The sequence below is a fragment of the Enterococcus sp. 3H8_DIV0648 genome (genome assembly GCF_002140655.1).
GTDB lineage: Bacteria > Bacillota > Bacilli > Lactobacillales > Enterococcaceae > Enterococcus_A > Enterococcus_A hulanensis.
The window spans coordinates 280163-299013 of record NZ_NGLG01000001.1 but is presented as its reverse complement, the minus strand read 5'-3'; the positions used below and the strand labels follow the sequence as shown (position 1 = coordinate 299013).

Sequence of the window (18851 nt, the reverse complement as noted above, 5' to 3'; positions counted from 1 at the left end):
AATCCTTTTTAACGAAGTGAATGAGTAATTTTTTCTATTTCCTGTGATATCTCTATTTCGGAAATATCATTCACTAAGTAATGTTCCAACAGACCAACAAATCCATGAGCGAAGAAGATACTGGTCAGCTGTGGTTGATCTGTCATTTGTTCCATTAAATAATTGATTTGGAAGCGGGCAAAGAATCCCTGCTTATCCGCAAGAAACAATCGCCGCAAATGATCTCGATGCGCTGCAATATATTCAAACGTTTTTTCCAACTTCTTTAGATCACTCGATTCTTCACACCTATCGCAGTAATTGAATAATTTCTGCATTTCATGAGCGATACTTTTCTCCAGCAAATCATCTTTATCCATAAAATGAAGGTAAAAGGTCCCACGATTAATATCGGCTACCTGACAAATCTGACTCACTGATATTTCTTCGTAGCTTTTTCTCTTTAAAAGTTGATAGAACACATCTGTGATTGTAGTTTGTGTTTTTCGCTTTCTTCTATCCATCACTCTGCTCCGATCATTATTTGATTACTGTTCATTTATCAACAGTCTCTCATTTTTGTTGATTGAAACTTATTAAATATCACTTTATTATATTGTACACAAGTTGATTAATCAACACCTGTTGATTTTGAAAGGAATGACATTATGAGAATACTAATTTACGGTGCAGGCATTCAGGGAAGCTATCTAGCCCACTCGCTTATGAAGGGAGATAATCAAGTCACCCTCTTAGCACGGGGAAAAAGAAAGGAAGAACTGTTGAGCGACGGTGTCGTATTGTACCACAGGCTGCAGCGAAAACTAACCAAGGACAACATTCGTGTGATCGAGAAGCTTCGACCGGAAGATAAGTATGATTTGATTTTTGTTACGATGAAATACAGCGATTTCCCAGCAATCATTGAACCATTAGCAAAAAACTGCAGTCAAACAATTCTCTTTATTGGTAATCAGCTAAACGCTGCTGGATTAGAAAAAGAGCTGCAGAAAAGAAGCACACAACAAAAAGCTATCTATTTCGGCTTTCAAATGACTGGCGGAATCAAAACTGACAAAGGAATCTCAATTTTACGTTTTGGGAAAGGACAATTGAAGGTTGGTTCATTAACAGCTGATTTTAAGATTACAAACATGCTAGATACAGCATTTAATGGAACAAATTATGTCTGGCGCTATGAAGCAAAAATGGACGATTGGCTGAAGAGCCATGCAACTATGATCATGGTACAAAATTCTTTTGAATACCTTTATGATTTTTCTGCTGAGGCCATTCGGAGAAGCGGTGAAATTTCAACGCTTCCGCAAGCATTAAAAGAAGGTACTGAACGTTTGGAAGCAAGCGGCCATGAAATACTGCCTAAAGGACAAAATTTTTTGTTTCAGCATCCAGCACTTTCCAAACTTTTTTACACACTCTATTATCGACTACCGATTAGTCAAATGGTTCAAGGGGACTTCAAGGAAGTGCAGCAATTAATCATTGATTTTGAACAATATCAAACCAAAAAAAGTCCAAAACTTGATTCGTTGCTGCAGGCGGCTAAAGAGAAATATGAAAAAAGCCAAGGACTTTCATCCTCAGCTTCATAAATGATCTAAATGAAAGAGCCTGCTAAGACGGAACATCTTAGCAGGCTTGTGGATTAGTCTTTGTTTTCCATTGCTGCTTTGAGTGCGGCAGCCAAAGGACTTTCTTGTGGTTCTTCTTGAGAATTGACTTTTTTCAATAGACGACGTTCTTCGTTCTTCGTCATTTTTTTCGAACGTTCTTTCTTATCTAGCATCTTCTCTGTTGTCCCGTCATATTTACAACGGAAGTAAGATCCATTCTTTCCATCAATGATCTCCATCTTGCGGTGGCATTGCGGACAGCGGTGATTTGAGACTTTAGGATCTTTCCGACGACGATAGTTACATTCCGGATTGGTACAGATATAGATCTTACCATCGCGCGTATTCTTTTCTCGTAATGGCGAGCCGCACTCTGGACATTTCTTGGCAGTAATTGAGAAGTCTTGATATTTTTTGTCACTATGTTTGACTTCGCTAACTAGCTTCTTCGTATCGGCTTCGATTTCTTGCAAGAATTGTTTACTGCTGTATTTGCCATCGGCGATCGCTTCTAATTGCTTCTCCCATTTTTCTGTTAATTCTGGGGTCACTAACGATGGGTTTACCAGCTCTAGTAATTGCTTGCCTTTTGGCGAAACTAATAGTCCTGTATTCGTCCGCTCCATCAATTCTGATTTGATCAATTTCTCGATAATCTCCGCACGAGTTGCCGGTGTTCCCAGACTATGCTTTTCCATCTGACCCAGCAATGTTCCTTCATTCAAGGGTTTCGGCGGCGAAGTCAAAGCTTTTTCGATCGTAAAATTCGGTACGACCTTCATTCCATTTGACCATTGAACAGGTTTTTTAGCTTCTTCAGCTGGTTTCCAGCCGGCTACTAGAACCTTGTTTTGACGGAAGGTAAAGGTTTCCTTTTGGAATGTCACAGTCACTTTTTGCTGACTTTCTTTGTGAGCATCCGCAAATAAACCTAAGAAACGGGTCACGATCATATTGTAGATGCGTTGTTCGTCGGTTGATAATTTTTCAAAGCGCGCCCGTTGCTCAGTTGGAATCAATGCATGGTGATCCGTCACTTTACTATCTTGGAAGACCCGCTGTTGTTTTACTTGCCCGCCATTTTTAATGTAGGTTTTTACCTCTGGTGCAAAATCACTAACGGCTTGCAGGCGCTCTTTCATAGTCGCCTTCATATCACTAGTCAGATATTTACTATCCGTTCGTGGATACGTGACGATTTTGTGCGTTTCATACAAGCTTTGGACTAACGACAATGTCTTCTTCGCTGAAAATTGATAACGCGCATTGGCTTCTCGCTGAATTTCTGTTAAATCATAAGGCAGCGGAGCTGGTTCGGTTTTTTCCTTTTCAGTGATCTCAGTCACAGTACCTTTTTGCTGAGACAGCTCTTTAACTAATTTTTCAGCTGCCTCGCGCTCTGTGATCCCATATGGATTTTTTTGATTCAGCTTGGCCTTTTGTCCATCGACTTCTAAAGAAATCACGAAATAATTCTGTGGACGGAATTTTTCAATTTTCTTTTCTTGCTGACGTACCATCGCAAGGGTCGGTGTTTGCACCCGGCCTGCGGATAAGCTGTCTTCGTACTTTACGGTTAACGCTCTAGTAACGTTCAAGCCGACAAGCCAGTCAGCTTTTGCCCGTGCCAAAGCAGAGTAGTACAAATTGTCATACTCCTTGGCAGGCTTCAGCTTTTTGAAGCCGTCTTTGATGGCCTTATTTGTTTGCGAAGAGATCCATAAGCGTTTGACCGGCTTTTCAAATCTCACATATTCTAAAATCCAACGTGCGACTAATTCACCTTCACGCCCAGCATCTGTCGCGATCACCGCTTCTGAAATATCTTTGCGTTTGGCTAACTGTTGAATCGATTTTAATTGTCCGCGCGTTTTTGGCAACGGTTTGATCCCGATGTGTTTTGGGATCATCGGCAATGTTTCCATCTGCCAGCTCTGCCATTCCTTATTTAAATCCTCTGGCATTTTTAGGCTCAATAAATGACCAAGGGCCCAAGTCACAACAACATTGGGTCCTTCAAAATAATTTTTATTCTTTTGATTGGCGTTAAGCACCTTGCTCAAGTCTCTTGCAACGCTTGGCTTTTCCGCTATAATTAGCTGTTTCATAAAATTCCTTTCTGCTGTCAACCGTCAACGGCTGTTCGTCCTTTAATAGCGCCAGACCCCAATACTGCTGTAAATAGTCATCACACTCTTCACACCAGCGTTCATCCTGATCTTTCCAAAATGCGCTTAAATAGTTATGTTTTGCATTGCTATATGTATTAGTCTTTTGGAGCTCGTTCCAACGATGCTCATAATATGCTACAGCCGCATCAAAATCTTCAAAAGCCGCGGTCTCTTGGATATCGTCTTGCCATTCTTCAAAGAACCACCAAGGTTCATTATCACCGTACATTGTTATTACTTGATACATCCCGCTACCCTTCTTTCCATCTCAATCATAAGTATCATGAAAGAAAAATTCAAGAAAATTGTTTCTGGCTGATACAAGTTCAAGAAAAAATTAGATAACCGCAAAAAATTTGCAGAAAAATATTGCTTTTTTCTTAATAATATCCTAACACAAAGCGGCATAATTTTACATGGTCCTTAAGAGAGTTATAATGAAAATTGTTTTTTGAAATTTTCATTTTTTCTGAAAGAAGGCCTTTTTTAGTTTGAGTAAAATCAAGAATAAATTATTTCAACCACGTCCCACTTGGCAAAAGAATTTGATCGTTCTTTGGTTTGGTACTTTTATGGCTGGTATCGGCTTTAGTCTCGTCATGCCATTTATGTCCTTATACATAGATACTTTGGGCAGCTACAGTAATCAGCAGCTAAACTTTTGGAGCGGGATTACTTTTTCCTCCACTTTCTTGATCACCGCGATCGTTTCTCCTTTATGGGGTCGATTAGCCGATCAAAAAGGGCGCAAACTGATGCTTCTGCGCGCTTCTCTTGGAATGGCGATTGTTATTAGTTTGATGGGCACTGTCGGAAATGTGTATCAATTGATTGGTCTGCGTTTGCTTCAAGGTGTTTTTTCCGGCTATATCAGCAACGCGACGGCTCTAGTTGCGACAGGTACCCCGCGAGAAAAAAGCGGACAAGTCCTCGGAACTCTGGCGACCGGTGCAGTAACTGGCAACTTGCTAGGTCCTCTAGTAGGCGGCGTGACCGCCTCGATTTTTGGTTACCGTCTAACTTTCTTTATCACCGGCAGTATTCTATTCTTAGTTTTTCTGCTCAGTTTGATCTTTGTCCACGAAGAGTTTACCCCTGTTGAGAAGAAAGATATGCTTCCCGCAAAAGAAATTTTTCATAGTTTAAAATATCCGCACGTAGTCATCGGTATGTTCGTTACGACCTTGATCATCCAAGCCTCGAATAACTCGATTAGTCCAATCATCAGCTTATATATCCGGCAATTGATGCACAATCATGGCAACATTACGTTAGTCAGCGGCATCATCGCGTCAATCCCTGGTATTGCAACCTTGATCGCGGCACCACGCTTTGGCCGTCTCGGCGACCGAATCGGCAGCGAAAAAGTTTTAGGTATCGGTTTGATCTTTGCAATGCTGGTCTTCTTGCCGATGGCAATTGTGACCAATGTCTGGCAATTGGCCTTTTTACGGTTTTTAGTCGGCATTTCTGACGCTTGTCTCTTACCAGCTGTTCAAGCCTTGATCACAAAATATTCACCGCAAGCAGCTGCCGGAAGAATTTTCAGCTATAATCAATCCTTCCAAGCAGCCGGAAATGTTGTTGGTCCTATGATCGGTTCCAGCGTTTCATCGATCTTTGGTTATCGCGGCGTCTTTGTCTCAACCTCAGCATTGGTTTTGACTAATTACCTGCTGGTGCACCGCAATACGAAGGAAATCGCTGAGAAATATCATTCGACACAGCAAACTCACTGATTTCAAGTCTTATTGATGGCAACTTCCTCGTTAATTTTTTATACTAATAAATGATTCTAATGAAAGAAGTGAACAACATGCTCGAAGGACAATTAAAGTTTTTAGACTTTTTCCTAAACAACACGATTGAAGGAAAAGAAGAGGAAGCAAAGGCGATTTTGGTCAAAAGTTTCGCGGATCAAGAAACTGAGGCACTGAGTCTGCAAGAGTTTAAAAAACTCCAAGAAAAACTATTCCCTCTGATCAAACCTGAAAAATTAAATGAAGTGAAAGTTGCAATGGCGCATTTTGCCCAAAGTCTTGCATAGAAAAAAATCATCGTCGGAATCAGACGATGTTTTTTTCTTATGCTTCAATTTCTGAATAAACCTTTAAGCTCGGGAAAAAGAGTTCCGTATTCGTAAGAACGATCAAGCCAGCAATACTAATGATAACCACTGTTTGAATACAGCTCGTCCATTCGGTCATTTGCGTTGATGTCTGCATGAAATTCAAGAAGATATGGAAAATGATCAACGCTAACGTGCTGCGGTTGCTCTTAACATACAGCCAGTTTAATATGATCCCCAAAGGAATGATACTGACAAAATAATTGACTGCAAACCAAACATTTTCTTGTAACAAAAGATTCATCGAGTAATTTTTAACAAATACTAGCGGCAAATGCCAAATTGACCATAAGAAGCCGAACATCAAAGAACCAGTAAGGAGATTAAAACGACTCAACAACGCATCAACACCGTAACCTCTCCAACCAATTTCTTCTAGTACAGGCGCGATAATCATTACCATCAAAACGGGAATCGAGCCAGCTGAAAACTTGAAGTCCTCTGACAATTGCAGCTGATTGATTGAACCACCGAATAGAACTGAGATAAGAATAGCTGCTACTACAGACGATCCCATGATCAAACAAATTTTTACTAATGGCGCTAGATTTATTTTCTTCATATCGAAAAGACGTTGAAAGAAATCTTTCCGAATCAAACGATTTTTCGGCATCGCGATAAATGCGATCGTAACCAGTACTGGTGCAAACAACCCCGGGATTAAAAAGATCGAGTAAAAATTCGGATCAGGATGATTATAGCTTAGATATGCTGCAATCAACCAACTGCCCCAAGTAATCAAAAACACCCAACCAAAAAATTTCCCCGGCTTATACCCTTTTTCTTCTACTGATACTGTATTCTTCATCATGTTTTTATTCCTCCTGTTTTTCTGTCATTTATTAACTGACTTTAGTATAGGAGGAAAAAAGAAGTTTCTTTGCAAAATGTAACGAATGACCCTTTTTTGTGTAACAACTCGCAGCTAATTCGGTTCCCAGATCGATAATTCTAACCGAAAGGAGGTTTTCTTTGCTTCATAAAGCATGTCGCCTTGGTATTTCTCTGTGATCGCTTGAATACTTTTAACCCCAAAGCCATGTTCAAACGCCTTTTTCTTTTGTGTTTTAAAATCGGTCACCTGTTCAGCCGTACTATTTTCGATTTCCAGCAACAACATATGATTAAAATAAATCAATTTCAAATCGATCCACCGTTCCTGTGATGATCTTTGACAAGCCTCGATCGCATTATCAATGGCATTTCCAATCAACGCTCCTAAATCCCGCATTTCAAAATTCATCTCGGCGGGGACCTTTACTTCAAAGCTGGTTTGGATATTACTTTCCAGTGCTCGCTGATACTTATTGCTTAATAATTGATTGATGCCGCTATTTTGAGTAAACTGACTGGCTTCTTCCTTGATAATTTCGCCTAATAATTTTTCGATCTGGGATTCCGAGTCATGACTGTCAGCAACCAGTGTCAGCAATTGATTCTTTAAATCATGACGAATCGCACGTATTTTGGTTTGATGATTTTCCATCTGCTGATAATATTCCTCGCGATGGGCAAACTCCTGAACTAGAAAAAGATTTTCGTAGTTTTCTTTTTCCAGCTTCTGGTGAATTTCAAGAATGAGGAAATGAACCAAATTGATCACTGTAAATAGTAAGACAACCATGAAAAAACGCACATCATCATCTTGTGCCTGCTGCTCAACAAAAATCGGGTAAATAATAAAGAACAAGCTTGTCATAAAAGGAATCAAAACTTGTAATAAATAGAAGCTGTTTTTCCCGTTGATACCTATCGGAGCTTTCCGTTTAGCCCGTAAAAGAAAAACCGCAATCAGTTGGATAAACTGACTGGCAAATATTCCTCCATAAGCATAAGATAATTGATTCGAAGCAAAATAATTTACCGCAAAAAGATTCTGAATGATCCAATAGACCAGAAAATCAAAAAACAGCACCAGAATCATTGAAAGAAAAATCAATAATAGCTTTGTCACCGCTTGTCCTTTAAAAAAGAAATAACCAATGCTGTACATTAAAAAAATGTATGTCGCAACGTTAACCAGCATATAAAAGGAGCCAAATGACAAATACATTGGACTAATGTTTCTTATTAGATATGCTGTTATTACAATTAATACAGCGAAAAGACCTTTTGACTTGTGTTTCTGCCAATAGTCAATGGATCGTGCTGGCAAATAGCATGAAAAAAACACGCTCATAATAAAGATATCATTCACTGATTTGATAAGTTCGAATAATCCGCTAAACGTCATTATTTTGTCCTCATCAATACATAATTTCGATAGGCGCGTTGAAAGGTTTGATTGAATTTCTTAGTGATGGCAATTTCTCGTCCTGATTGCATCACAATCGTTTCTCCGCTCTTTACTTGAACATAATCCATGTTGATCACAAAAGAATTGTGGATCTGTGTAAATAATTGCGGAGATACTTTATCAATGACCTCTTTCATCGTTCCATAGTATTCGTATTCTTCCCCACTCTTCAAATGAATGATCATTTTTCGCTTCATGCTCTCAAAATATTCGACCTCTCCTAAATAAACGGTGTGAACTTTTTTCTGAATCGTAAATTGGAGGATCATTTTCCGTAACGTCAATTGCTCCAAGGCCTTTGTTAAGACTTGTTTAACCTTGATCTCGTCTACTGGTTTGATCAGATAATGAAAAGCATTAACTTCAAAAGCCTCAGGCATCAACTCTACATGACTGGTAATAAAGATGATGATTGCCTGCTGATCCTTTTCTCTAATCGCACGCGCCACATCAAACCCATCTAACGATTTCATTTCCACATCTAACAAATAGATTTGAAACGAAGACACACTGTTAGTTAAGTGTTCCACTAGTGATTCTCCAGAAAGAAACGCTTCGTAATTAAATTGATTGGGATCATTTTCAAAAAACGATAATAATAGGTTTTCAATTTGACCGACCATTTTGGGGTTATCATCGCAGATAGCTATATTCATTCTTTTCTCCATTTCCTTTTTTGTAAGCGTTAAAGCACTTTTATCTAGTATCCTTCATCCGTTTCGAATAAACAAGAAGCTCCATAAATATTTTCCCCGCTTTGTCAAAAGGCAAAAAAAACGACCCCTTTAAGAGTCGTTATATTGCTTATTCTGCGATAACTTCTTCAGAACTTTCAGTTTCTACATTAAATAAAGAACGTAAACATTTAGTCGCTACCATTAGTCCAAGACCTAATAATAAGAAGGCGAAAACTAGCTGCAAGCCATCTGATAAGACGACAAATTGTCCTGCGGCTGGAACTGCCGGAATGGTTACTAGATATTGCGTTGCATTAATCAACTTCGTTACTAATCCGTAAATCGACATCCCTAACGCTGTAAAGGTCACAGCTAACATGATCCCCATCGGAATATAGAACATGACACCAGATTTTTTAGAGGTCTTCATATACACTGCTACAGCGATCATCACCATCGCAGCTAACAATTGGTTCGCTGAACCGAATAAAGGCCAAACGCTGTTGTAACCGCCAAGCGCTAAAACAAATCCTACACCTAAAGTAACTATGGTCGCCACATATTTATTCGTTAGTAATTTTGCCAAACCTTTTTGCTCCACGCCTTCTTCATAGAAGAATTCCTGCAGCGACATCCGACCGATACGAGCAACTGAATCCAGCGAAGTCAAAGCCAACGCTGAAACACACATCGTCATGAAGGCTTGTGCAATGTTCAACGGTAAACCAAATTTTGTTAAGAAGCCCGCAACTGAACCAGAAAAAATTTGAAACGGTGTTCCTGCCGGCAATTGCCCATTTTTTGCAACCGCACCTGCAACTACCAAAGCTACAACCGCTAACACACATTCACACATCATTGCTCCGTAACTAATCGGACGCATATGCTTTTCATTCGTTACCTGTTTTGATGATGTTCCCGAAGAGACCAAACTATGGAAACCAGAAACCGCACCGCAGGCAACTGTAATGAATAAAATCGGGAATAAATATTTCACATTGCCAGTCGCATCTTGTACAGCAAAACCATTAAAGGCATTCAACTCAACCATAGGCGCTTCTACTAAAAGCCCTAAAACAGCAGCGATGATCATCCCCAGCAGCATATAAGTACTAAGAAAATCCCGAGGAGCCATCAATAACCAAATCGGCATGACCGAAGCTAAGAATAGATAAGCAAATACGATCAATAACCAAGTCTGCTTATCTGCAAAAATCGGAAACATAATGCCAACAGCAAGTGTCACTAATAAAACCGCGATCCCAAAAACATGCATAGCAATTCCTTTTAAATGAACCTTTTTCATGAAAAAGCCGACTAACACAGCAGAAACGATGAACAGCATCGAGATCGAAGCCGCTGAAGCATTTGCCGTATTTACTGCCGCCGGAACATCTGGCGTCAAACCATTAAAAGTTGTCGCCACGATATCGCCAAACGCAGCGATAACTAAAAGAGCAAATAACCAGCAAAACAATAGAAACAGCTTTTTACCAAGCTTTCCGATATATTTTTCAATAATCAGACCGATTGATTTCCCTTCATTCTTGACTGAAGCATACAACGCACCAAAGTCATGGACAGCTCCGAAGAAAATTCCACCAAATAAAATCCATAAAAATGCCGGCAACCAGCCGAACATCGCTGCGATGATCGGACCTGTCACGGGTCCTGCACCAGTGATCGATGAAAACTGATGACTAAACACCACAAAAGCCGGTTCAGGAACATAATCATCGCCATCTTCCATAGCGACCGCAGGCGTTACAGCCTTAGGATTAATCCCCCATTTTTTCTCCAACCAACGGGAATAAATAAAATAGGCCGCGACAAAACAAATAATAGCAAATACTAATAGAACAACACCATTCATAACCTCACCCAACTCTCTTCAATTTATAATAAATATTTAATTAGTATATTCCCACAATTCCATGAGCATGTAAAGAGAATCATTTTAATTTTCAAGAATTTTCTGTAAATATATATGGAAAAAGAGACGCTCTTTCAAAGTATTAAACTTCAACAATTGCGAACAACAAAATGCAGAAGTAGTCACAAAAAAACAGTCAGATTGTTGATAACCCCATAATTGGACTTCTCTATAATCTGACTGTTCTTATACTAATTGTTTTTGACAAAGTTGGGTGAGCAACTTGATAGTTTTCCTTCTAAAAAGAGATACTAAATTATCAAATTTCTAACTCTTGAATTTTCTGGCTAATCCTATTAAGATCCTCTTCATTTAGTTTCCAGTCAAATGTTGAACAATTTTCAATAGCTTGCTCAACAGTATTTACACCAACTAGAGCAGTCCCAATGTACTCCTGTTGTGTTGACCAATTAATCACTATTTGTGGAATTGATTTTCCATACTTCTCACCAATTTCATCAAGCAAAGTAAGTAGTTGTTGTATCTTGGAAAATTTGGGCTCATGATAATAATCATAGAATGTCATCCTAATGTCATCTTTTGCCAAATTAGGATTTTCTCTAATAGTACCACTCAGAATTCCTGCCCCCAGTGATCCATATGACATGCTAGTGATTCCTTGCTCGTGTCCCCATTTAATAAGTTCTATCTCTTTCATGTTTACCATTGAGAATGGCGGCTGTTGTACATCGATTTGAGCATATTGTTGTGCTTCTATGATTTGTTCCCGAGAAAAATTCGATACGCCGATATATCTAATATATCCTTGATCCTTTAAATAATTTAACGCTGCCATTGTTTCAGATATTGGGGTTGTTGCATCTGGCCAATGAACAAAGTAAAAATCGATATAATCTGTATTCAAATTCTTTAACGAGCTATCAATTTCCCTCATGATATTTCGATAACTTGCATCTTTCACCGCGTCTCTTGTATAGATGTCAGTGATAAGACCCGCTTTAGTCGAAATAAGAACTTTATCTCGTTGAATAGATTTTAAAACCTCTCCAACTACTTTTTCAGATGTACCATTCCCATAAACTGGTGCAGTATCAATTAAGTTTACACCTCTGTCGACCATTTCAACAATTGCGCTGATGCTGTCCTTAAAATTGACTTTCCCGTAATTCTGTCCCCCAGTCGCCCATGTACCTACAGCTAATTCAGAGACCTTACATCCTGCATTTTTAAATTCTTTATATCTCATTCAATAATCTCCCTCACTTAATTTCGGATTTAGCAAAATTTATTATTTAGACTGTGACGTTATTTGGATTTAAGAGTTTGATTTTCTTTGTTACAAAAGCAATCATCGGTTGTTCTATATCATTCATCAGTTTGAAACCATCTCGATTAGCTGTCTCCTTTGATTTTTCCGAAAGCGTATCAAACATAGCGTTAAAATATTCTGTCGCAATGTTAAATTTACTCATTCCGCAATTAACTGCTTCCATCATTTGTTCATCAGGAATACCTGAACCACCATGTAAAACTAAGGGAATATCCAATACATCTCTTAATTTTTTGATTCTGTCAAAATCTAGATTAGGTTCAGTAATGTAGGCACCATGAGCATTACCCACTGCAACAGCCAATGAATCACAGTTTGTTCTTTCTACAAACTCAATGGCTTGGTCAATATCTGTATATTTGTTGGCATTTATAATATCATCTTCAATGCTCGCATCTCCTACATGACCTAACTCAGCTTCAATATCAATATCGAAAACGGATGCAATTCTTTTTACATCACTTGTCAGCTTCACATTTTCCTCAAATGGCAATGATGAACCATCAACCATTACCGAAGGAAACCCGTCCCTGATACCCCCCACTGCAATTTCAAAAGATGCAGAATGATCTAAATGAACTGCTACAGGAACTGTTGCTTTTTTAGCCAAATCAATTGCCATATAGGAAATATGTGTCAAAGGAATGTATGTGTCAAAGCCTGGGTAAAACTGAATAATAATCGGAACTCTTTCAATTTCCGCCGCTTTAATCGCACACTTAATTGTTTCATAATTCATGACATTAATTGCAGCAACACCGTATTTATTTTTCGTAGCATGATCTAGTAATTCATTTACTTTGATTAACATTAAGTATTCCTCCTAGTAAAAGTGTTAGTTCTTCCTTTTTTCACCAAAACAGATATTATCAAAATGACAAAAACTGCTGCGGCAAGTATAATCGTACCTACTCTTGCATTGAATGCCTCAATCAGCCAACCACCAATCAAGCTTGAAAAAATTGATCCCGCTCCGTTTTGAATAGAGAATAGTAAACTGTTTCCTTGTGCCTCTTTTCCAGAGAAGGTATGGTGCATCACAAAGTGAATACTTGAGTAATATACCAGCATGTATGACGTACTTTGTAAAATCTGCGAGAGAAGCATGAACAAGATATTTCCAGTTGATAGCAGCAACAAACGTACCACAAGCGTGATAGTCGAAAAGACCAATATCTTCCTGGTGTCCATCCGCTTCAAAATACTATCAATCGTCAATAAAATTGGTATCTCGCTAAATGCTGAAGCGAAATTTAATACACCAATCATAGAGCGAGATATTTTAGCTTCAATTAGAATAATCCCAAGAAAATTTCCGATATAATTCACACCAAACATAGAAAGCGTAGAAACGAAGATGACAAAATAAACTTGGTTTGAAGTAAATAACTTTCCCTTTTTTGGTTGCACAGAAATACTTTTCTTTTCGGGAACAGTTATTTGCATCACGGTTAGCAATAAAAGCAATGAAAGTACAGACATTGATACAAACTGAAGCTTTGGAAACTGATTTAGAACAAATCCATAAATCAAGACAATCGTTGCATAACCAATCGTCCCTCCGATTCGAAAAAGTGAAAAATTCATTCCCTTTACGTTGCAAATGGAGAGAATAAGTGAATCTAATAATGGTGTTAATGCGGCTAAAAACAATGACGTTAGGGATGCACATAAAAAATATTGAAAAAAATTAGCTGCTAAATAGAACAACCAGATTGATGTGGCAACGCCAAGGCAAGCAAACATAATAACCTTTTTGGAATTTTCTGTTTTATCACTAATCTTCCCCCAAAAGGGAACAGCAATTAAAGACATGAACGGGAACAGTGCCACAATTAAGCCAACTTCTTGAGCCGTCAAACCTTGTAATAACAAATAGGCACTTAAAAACGGCAAGTATAATCCAATGGTCATCCATAAAAACGTATTCGCCAACAATAGTAAAATTCTTTCTTTACTTTTCATCTGTATCACCTAAAATAACTACCACCACTCATCCCTTTCTTTACTTCAGTATATTGAAGCCTCCAGCGATTATTGAAATGCCAATGATCCAAAGCATGGCATAGGTGAAATTTCGATTAACTTTTTCCAGATATAAGTAGACACCGGTCACAATCAGCAAAGGGATAATACCTGGTAAAATAGCATCTAAAATGGCTGTCTGGATATTTAAACTTTCCACACCGCCAGAATTGATCACAATAGGTGTAGTCACTTTAATGTAACTAGCGGCCAATCCACCCATAATAAACAAACCCATGACACTCGCTCCAGTGATCAGCGTTTGAATTCTACCGCCAGATAGAAGTTTCTCAACCGATGATTCTCCTGTGCGATAGCCTAGCATAAAGAAGAAGTAACTTTCTATCAAAGTAATTACCATGAAAAGAATCCAAGGTGCAATGGCTCCAATCCAGCTTCCTTGCTCTGCTACGCCAATAAACATTCCCAAAATAATCGGCAGCCACATTCCCCAATCAATCGTATCGCCGATTCCGGCTATGGCTCCCATCAAGCCTGTTTTAGTCCCGATGATAATTTCTTCTGGAATATCAGAACCTTGAGATTTTTTTTCTTCCATAGCAATTACAATTCCGGGAATCAAAGAACCCCAAACTGCCTGAGTATTGAAAAACTGTGTATGTCTCCTAAGTGCACTTATTAGATCATCTTTATTTTTGTATAGTTTTTTCAAGATCGAAGATAAACTCACACCAAATGACACACCCATTAACCTTTCAAATGAATGGGAGGTTTCTGCTGTCCACCACCATTTTAACCAAGCTTTATTTAAATCTTTTTGAGTAATTATTTTTTTATCTTTCTGTGTTACAGTCGTTTCCTCCATTTTTTACACTCCTTCCTCCGTCTTATTCCCAGTAAAAGTGACATGTAAATAGGTTAAAAACAACCCTAGCATAGCTAACGCAATCACTGGAATTCCTGTATATTGAATTAGGAAAAATCCAGCTAAAAAATATGGCAATAAATTTTTCTTTCCGATTTGACCAACGATAATAGCAAAACCCAAGGCTGGTAACATAGCGCCTGCTAAACTTAATCCCTTCAGTATGAAATCAGGAATGATTGTCATGATATTAGAAACGCTAGAAACACCTAGGTATAACAATAATGTCAATGGAAGAGCATAGAATAAAAGCTTGATGGCATTCAAGTAAATCACATTTATTCTAAACAACGACTTCGTATCTGCTTCTTCTACTTTCTTATCTGTATAGTGAGCAAAAAAGCCGTTTATCATGAACACAAGATTATTCAGTTGAATCCCCAATAAACCGATTGGAACAGCAAGAGCCACTGCAGCTTTGATATCTACTCCAGACACAATCGTTACCGTCGTGGCAACCAAAGCAGCAATACAAGGGTCCGATGGCGCTGCTCCACCTGGGGCCAATAGTCCTAAATACATCATCTGTAAGGAAGCTCCCACCATCATTGCTGTAGGAATATCTCCTAAAACAATTCCGACCCATAACGATGCAGGCAGTGGAGAGAATCCAAGAAAAACAGAAAACGTATAGCCTAAACTGGTTCCCTTAAACCAGTAAAATAAACCAATGAGAATTGCTTGGATTAGTGTGATACTATTAGAATTCATTTTTCATTCTCCTTATCACTTTATTTTCCGCTAGTTCAAGATGCTGAATTTTTTCTGAACGATACTTTCCAATGGTTGAGGACGATCGTCTGGAACAACTTGGAAATAAATTTCCACACCTTTATTCAAAATATCAACTAGTTGTTTTGCTTCGGCTTCTGATAATGCAATGGTACGATAAACTAACTTCTTCCCAGCACTTGCTCCTAATCCGCCAATCTGAACTTTTTCTGTAAAAAAACCTGAATCAAATGTTTTAACAAGAGAATCCACACTCTTAAACAGTAGCAACAATTTTAAGTCCGCAAAATCTCCTGCATCCTCTTTCGTACAGAAATCTTCCACCGAATAGATAGAAACATTTATGCCTTTTGGTGCCGCCATCTTATATACATTGCTTAAATAGCTATTCGTAGCTAAAAAATCATCCACAATAATGATTGTATTTGCTCCTGAATCTTGAATCCATTTTGTAACGACTTGTCCATGAACTAGTCGATCATCAATCCTTAACAAAGCCACATTACTCATATAAATCTCTCCTTTCTTTTTGATTGGAGCAGTATTTTGAATGAAATCGGTGAATATTTCACTCGCTCTTAAACATCCTGACAATCAATCGTTACACGATACATGTCTGGAGTTGCAGCAACTTCGAAAGCTTTTTGAATATCCTTTAAACCGATTTTAACGTCTTCTAAACAACTGCTTACGTCAATAATTCCTTTACTTAAATACTCAGCTGCTAATTCAAAATCACTAATGTTTCCACCCATTGTTCCAATAATTTCAATTTCTCGATAGTGGACTTCATTAGGACTGACTTTTAATTCAGGTTCGGGATAACCCGCAGCAAACACTAAGAATTTCCCTTTTTGTTTTTTCAACATCGCAATACATTGTTCATAAGCTTTTGTAGAACCAACTGCACCAATGACGATGTCTGCACCGTTTCCTTTAGTTAGCTTAATGATTTCAGCTGCTGGATCAACGGCAGTAGCATCAACTACCTCAAAACCTAGATTTCGAGCTCGTTGGATTTTTTTCTGACTCAATTCACTGAAAATGACCCTTGCACCAAACGTTTTAGCTGCAATCCCATTTAGCAACCCCATTGTTCCTGCGCCGACGATCGCTACAGTTGAATGCGGTTTCAATTCTAGTTTGTTTAATCCATGTAAAACTGTCCCCAAAGGCTCCACAAAACCTGCATGTTCAGGCTTTACGTCCTTATCCAAAACGATGGTGTACTTTGATTCGGCTAGTTTGTATTGTGCATAGCCAAAGAAACCGCGATAGCCATCTTCTGTTTCTGCCAATGGACTTGCATTTGAGCACATATAAGTATTTCCTTTTCGGCATTCCGGACATTCACCGCAAAAATTATAGCCAAACGCCACTCTGTCTCCAATAGCAACATTCTTCACATCTCTACCGATTTCTACAACTATTCCAGAGTTCTCGTGTCCTCCTGCCATTGGATACCCTTGATGTTCCCTCAACCCCAACCATTGTTGATAATCTGTAGTACATAAGTTACAAGTATCCATTTTGACCAAGACTTGCTTGCTTCCTACTTCTCCCAATTCTCTTTCATGAACGGCTGCATTCTTTTTTTCTAATAGTACTCCCGTCTTTACTTTCATGTTTGGTCCTCCCTTTGTTACTACTAACTTTTAATCCACGACTTAGGCAGTGTCTGGAAACAGAGGTTCAATCAACACTAAATTCTTATTAAGTAGCTTCTATTAATTTTTTTAAATCTAGTATTCCATTTTTTCCTGCTTCCTCCACTTGACTGACGTATTCCTTAAAATCAGAAACCGTTCCCTTTAACAATATAGCTTCTAGCAGCATTGCCAAGTTCACTCCTGTTAAACATTCAAAGTCGGCATTTTGCAAAACTGCTGCAGAAATATTTGTTGGACTTCCTCCTGGGATATCAGTTAGTAACAAGACATTAGAATTTGATGCTTTTTCTGAAATAGCCTGTTCCACATCTTCACTGATTTGAGAAATATTATCTCCTGAATACAGAGAGAAGGTGGTAACATTATCAAACTCTCCTAAGATTATTTTTGAACTCTCTACTAAAGCCCCAGATAGTGGTCCATGTGTGAAAACTATAATACTAATCAAACTCTGTCCCTCCTTTCTTACCTTTACTAATGCAAAAGACATGCCAATTTACTTTTTGTACCAAAACGTAGGATTCATCACTCTTTTTTAACTACCAGAAGGATGTGTATCAATGTGTATCAAAAATTTCTAAGACATAAGCTAGTTCTGTATCAGGAAGTGTGATGAAGAAACTTTCTTCAATGGTGTAAAATTCTTTCTTTATAATAGTGAACAGTTTATTATGCGTCTGTTTTAACGTTTCTATCGCATTGTAGGGCAATGCATCTCCCATCATTATTCGTTCGATCATACTAGAACAATGAAAAATAAATTTAATCCACAATCCGTTGTCACCAATAATATCTGCCCCCAACAATATTTGGCTGAATACTTTATCCAACAAATTTACTGTTTTTTTAGGATCAAGAAATAGCAGCACCTGTTGGAGATACTCGATTAATCGATAATCCATAGGAACTGCTTCTCCACTATTCATACTATTAGATAGCTCACTATCAAGTGAGTTGTATAAGGTTTCTAAATCTATGTTTGTATTAATAATCTTGCTGGTTGCTTCTAGTAACAATGGTGTGCTTATTGGTGAAATATTTCTTGTATCAATTCCTGTTCTGTCTTTAACCAGCCCCGCAAATTGACTCAAAGATCCCATGTCCGACAAAATCAATACTCCTCTGCCTTTGTCGATTTTTTGAACGAGATCGATCGTTTGATCCAATACTGCTTCCACGCTTTCTTCTAATGGGACATCAATTCCAATAGCATAGTCAGTGTTTAAAAAAGAATTAACTAATTTGCACATACTAGTAGCGATATTTTCACCATGGGAGAGGGCAATTATTCCTACTTTTTTTTCTTCATTCTTATTTGCCAAATGCAAAAATAAAGTAAAAAAATTCAACTCTCCTTCTGGAATATAAAAATCCAGTTTTTGATTCAGTATTCTTCTCATTTTTATTGCTGAATCGTATTCTTCTGGAT

General features: G+C 38.2%; 19 protein-coding genes. 3 read left to right on the top strand and 16 right to left on the bottom strand.

Annotated features, from left to right (window positions below):
* Positions 1-8: 8 nt before the first annotated feature.
* Positions 9-503: a TetR/AcrR family transcriptional regulator gene (locus A5875_RS01375; protein WP_088931950.1), complete on the bottom strand. Its 495-nt coding sequence runs from the start codon at positions 501-503 to the stop codon at positions 9-11.
* Between the two features lie 144 nt (positions 504-647).
* Here A5875_RS01375 and A5875_RS01370 point away from each other — a divergent pair, with 144 nt between their 5' ends.
* Positions 648-1592, top strand: coding sequence for a ketopantoate reductase family protein (locus tag A5875_RS01370; protein ID WP_088931949.1), 945 nt, complete (start codon positions 648-650; stop codon positions 1590-1592).
* Between the two features lie 53 nt (positions 1593-1645).
* Here the strand turns inward: A5875_RS01370 and A5875_RS01365 are convergent, their stop codons facing one another.
* The gene (locus tag A5875_RS01365; protein WP_088931948.1) at positions 1646-3721 is read right to left on the bottom strand and encodes a DNA topoisomerase III; all 2076 of its coding nucleotides are present in this window, start codon (positions 3719-3721) and stop codon (positions 1646-1648) included.
* Complete coding sequence (locus A5875_RS01360) at positions 3660-4031, bottom strand: DUF1033 family protein (RefSeq protein WP_088931947.1); 372 nt, start codon at positions 4029-4031, stop codon at positions 3660-3662. Before A5875_RS01360 ends, A5875_RS01365 begins: the two co-directional genes overlap by 62 nt.
* Before the next feature lie 244 nt (positions 4032-4275).
* Between A5875_RS01360 and A5875_RS01355 the strand changes: the two genes are divergently transcribed.
* Together A5875_RS01355 and A5875_RS01350 are read left to right on the top strand one after the other, a co-directional pair.
* Entirely contained in the window at positions 4276-5523 is a 1248-nt protein-coding gene (locus A5875_RS01355) for a multidrug efflux MFS transporter (RefSeq protein ID WP_088931946.1), read from the top strand.
* 77 nt (positions 5524-5600) lie between these two features.
* A complete protein-coding gene (locus A5875_RS01350; protein WP_088931945.1) occupies positions 5601-5831 on the top strand; it encodes a hypothetical protein in 231 nt (76 codons plus the stop codon).
* Positions 5832-5868: 37 nt separating this feature from the next.
* Here the strand turns inward: A5875_RS01350 and A5875_RS01345 are convergent, their stop codons facing one another.
* The 13 genes from A5875_RS01345 to A5875_RS23500 form a co-directional block, all read right to left on the bottom strand.
* Complete coding sequence (locus tag A5875_RS01345) at positions 5869-6723, bottom strand: CPBP family intramembrane glutamic endopeptidase (protein ID WP_088931944.1); 855 nt, start codon at positions 6721-6723, stop codon at positions 5869-5871.
* Positions 6724-6837: 114 nt separating this feature from the next.
* Positions 6838-7866 carry an ATP-binding protein gene (locus A5875_RS01340; protein ID WP_176244591.1) on the bottom strand — a complete coding sequence of 343 codons (1029 nt, stop codon included), beginning with the start codon at positions 7864-7866 and terminating at the stop codon, positions 6838-6840.
* A gap of 278 nt (positions 7867-8144) precedes the next feature.
* Positions 8145-8864 (bottom strand): LytR/AlgR family response regulator transcription factor, encoded by a 720-nt coding sequence (locus tag A5875_RS01335; protein ID WP_176244590.1) that lies wholly within the window; start codon positions 8862-8864, stop codon positions 8145-8147.
* A gap of 148 nt (positions 8865-9012) precedes the next feature.
* Entirely contained in the window at positions 9013-10758 is a 1746-nt protein-coding gene (locus tag A5875_RS01330) for a carbon starvation CstA family protein (RefSeq protein ID WP_088931941.1), read from the bottom strand.
* Positions 10759-11077: 319 nt separating this feature from the next.
* Positions 11078-12025 (bottom strand): aldo/keto reductase, encoded by a 948-nt coding sequence (locus A5875_RS01325; protein WP_088931940.1) that lies wholly within the window; start codon positions 12023-12025, stop codon positions 11078-11080.
* Between the two features lie 46 nt (positions 12026-12071).
* Positions 12072-12920 carry a class II fructose-bisphosphate aldolase gene (locus A5875_RS01320; RefSeq protein WP_088931939.1) on the bottom strand — a complete coding sequence of 283 codons (849 nt, stop codon included), beginning with the start codon at positions 12918-12920 and terminating at the stop codon, positions 12072-12074.
* Positions 12920-14074, bottom strand: coding sequence for an MFS transporter (locus A5875_RS01315; protein WP_088931938.1), 1155 nt, complete (start codon positions 14072-14074; stop codon positions 12920-12922). Before A5875_RS01315 ends, A5875_RS01320 begins: the two co-directional genes overlap by 1 nt.
* 40 nt (positions 14075-14114) lie before the next feature.
* Complete coding sequence (locus A5875_RS01310) at positions 14115-14960, bottom strand: PTS system mannose/fructose/sorbose family transporter subunit IID (RefSeq protein ID WP_088931937.1); 846 nt, start codon at positions 14958-14960, stop codon at positions 14115-14117.
* A gap of 3 nt (positions 14961-14963) precedes the next feature.
* Positions 14964-15731, bottom strand: coding sequence for a PTS mannose/fructose/sorbose/N-acetylgalactosamine transporter subunit IIC (locus A5875_RS01305; RefSeq protein ID WP_088931936.1), 768 nt, complete (start codon positions 15729-15731; stop codon positions 14964-14966).
* 30 nt (positions 15732-15761) lie between these two features.
* Positions 15762-16262 (bottom strand): PTS sugar transporter subunit IIB, encoded by a 501-nt coding sequence (locus tag A5875_RS01300; protein WP_088931935.1) that lies wholly within the window; start codon positions 16260-16262, stop codon positions 15762-15764.
* Between the two features lie 68 nt (positions 16263-16330).
* Complete coding sequence (locus tag A5875_RS01295) at positions 16331-17377, bottom strand: zinc-dependent alcohol dehydrogenase (protein ID WP_088931934.1); 1047 nt, start codon at positions 17375-17377, stop codon at positions 16331-16333.
* 88 nt (positions 17378-17465) lie between these two features.
* Positions 17466-17870 carry a PTS sugar transporter subunit IIA gene (locus A5875_RS01290; RefSeq protein WP_176244589.1) on the bottom strand — a complete coding sequence of 135 codons (405 nt, stop codon included), beginning with the start codon at positions 17868-17870 and terminating at the stop codon, positions 17466-17468.
* Positions 17871-17979: 109 nt separating this feature from the next.
* A partial coding sequence (locus tag A5875_RS23500) for a PRD domain-containing protein (RefSeq protein ID WP_176244588.1) occupies positions 17980-18851 on the bottom strand: 872 nt, incomplete at its 5' end.

What these genes read in the sequence shown, in the direction of transcription:
- A5875_RS01295 (WP_088931934.1), bottom strand. Translation starts at nt 17,377, where the DNA reads ATGAAAGTAAAGACGGGAGTACTATTAGAAAAAAAGAATGCAGCCGTT.
- A5875_RS01350 (WP_088931945.1), top strand. Translation starts at nt 5,601, where the DNA reads ATGCTCGAAGGACAATTAAAGTTTTTAGACTTTTTCCTAAACAACACG.
- A5875_RS01325 (WP_088931940.1), bottom strand. Translation starts at nt 12,025, where the DNA reads ATGAGATATAAAGAATTTAAAAATGCAGGATGTAAGGTCTCTGAATTA.
- A5875_RS01345 (WP_088931944.1), bottom strand. Translation starts at nt 6,723, where the DNA reads ATGATGAAGAATACAGTATCAGTAGAAGAAAAAGGGTATAAGCCGGGG.
- A5875_RS01375 (WP_088931950.1), bottom strand. Translation starts at nt 503, where the DNA reads ATGGATAGAAGAAAGCGAAAAACACAAACTACAATCACAGATGTGTTC.
- A5875_RS01315 (WP_088931938.1), bottom strand. Translation starts at nt 14,074, where the DNA reads ATGAAAAGTAAAGAAAGAATTTTACTATTGTTGGCGAATACGTTTTTA.
- A5875_RS01305 (WP_088931936.1), bottom strand. Translation starts at nt 15,731, where the DNA reads ATGAATTCTAATAGTATCACACTAATCCAAGCAATTCTCATTGGTTTA.
- A5875_RS01335 (WP_176244590.1), bottom strand. Translation starts at nt 8,864, where the DNA reads ATGAATATAGCTATCTGCGATGATAACCCCAAAATGGTCGGTCAAATT.
- A5875_RS01310 (WP_088931937.1), bottom strand. Translation starts at nt 14,960, where the DNA reads ATGGAGGAAACGACTGTAACACAGAAAGATAAAAAAATAATTACTCAA.
- A5875_RS01300 (WP_088931935.1), bottom strand. Translation starts at nt 16,262, where the DNA reads ATGAGTAATGTGGCTTTGTTAAGGATTGATGATCGACTAGTTCATGGA.
- A5875_RS01360 (WP_088931947.1), bottom strand. Translation starts at nt 4,031, where the DNA reads ATGTATCAAGTAATAACAATGTACGGTGATAATGAACCTTGGTGGTTC.
- A5875_RS01330 (WP_088931941.1), bottom strand. Translation starts at nt 10,758, where the DNA reads ATGAATGGTGTTGTTCTATTAGTATTTGCTATTATTTGTTTTGTCGCG.
- A5875_RS01370 (WP_088931949.1), top strand. Translation starts at nt 648, where the DNA reads ATGAGAATACTAATTTACGGTGCAGGCATTCAGGGAAGCTATCTAGCC.
- A5875_RS01365 (WP_088931948.1), bottom strand. Translation starts at nt 3,721, where the DNA reads ATGAAACAGCTAATTATAGCGGAAAAGCCAAGCGTTGCAAGAGACTTG.
- A5875_RS01320 (WP_088931939.1), bottom strand. Translation starts at nt 12,920, where the DNA reads ATGTTAATCAAAGTAAATGAATTACTAGATCATGCTACGAAAAATAAA.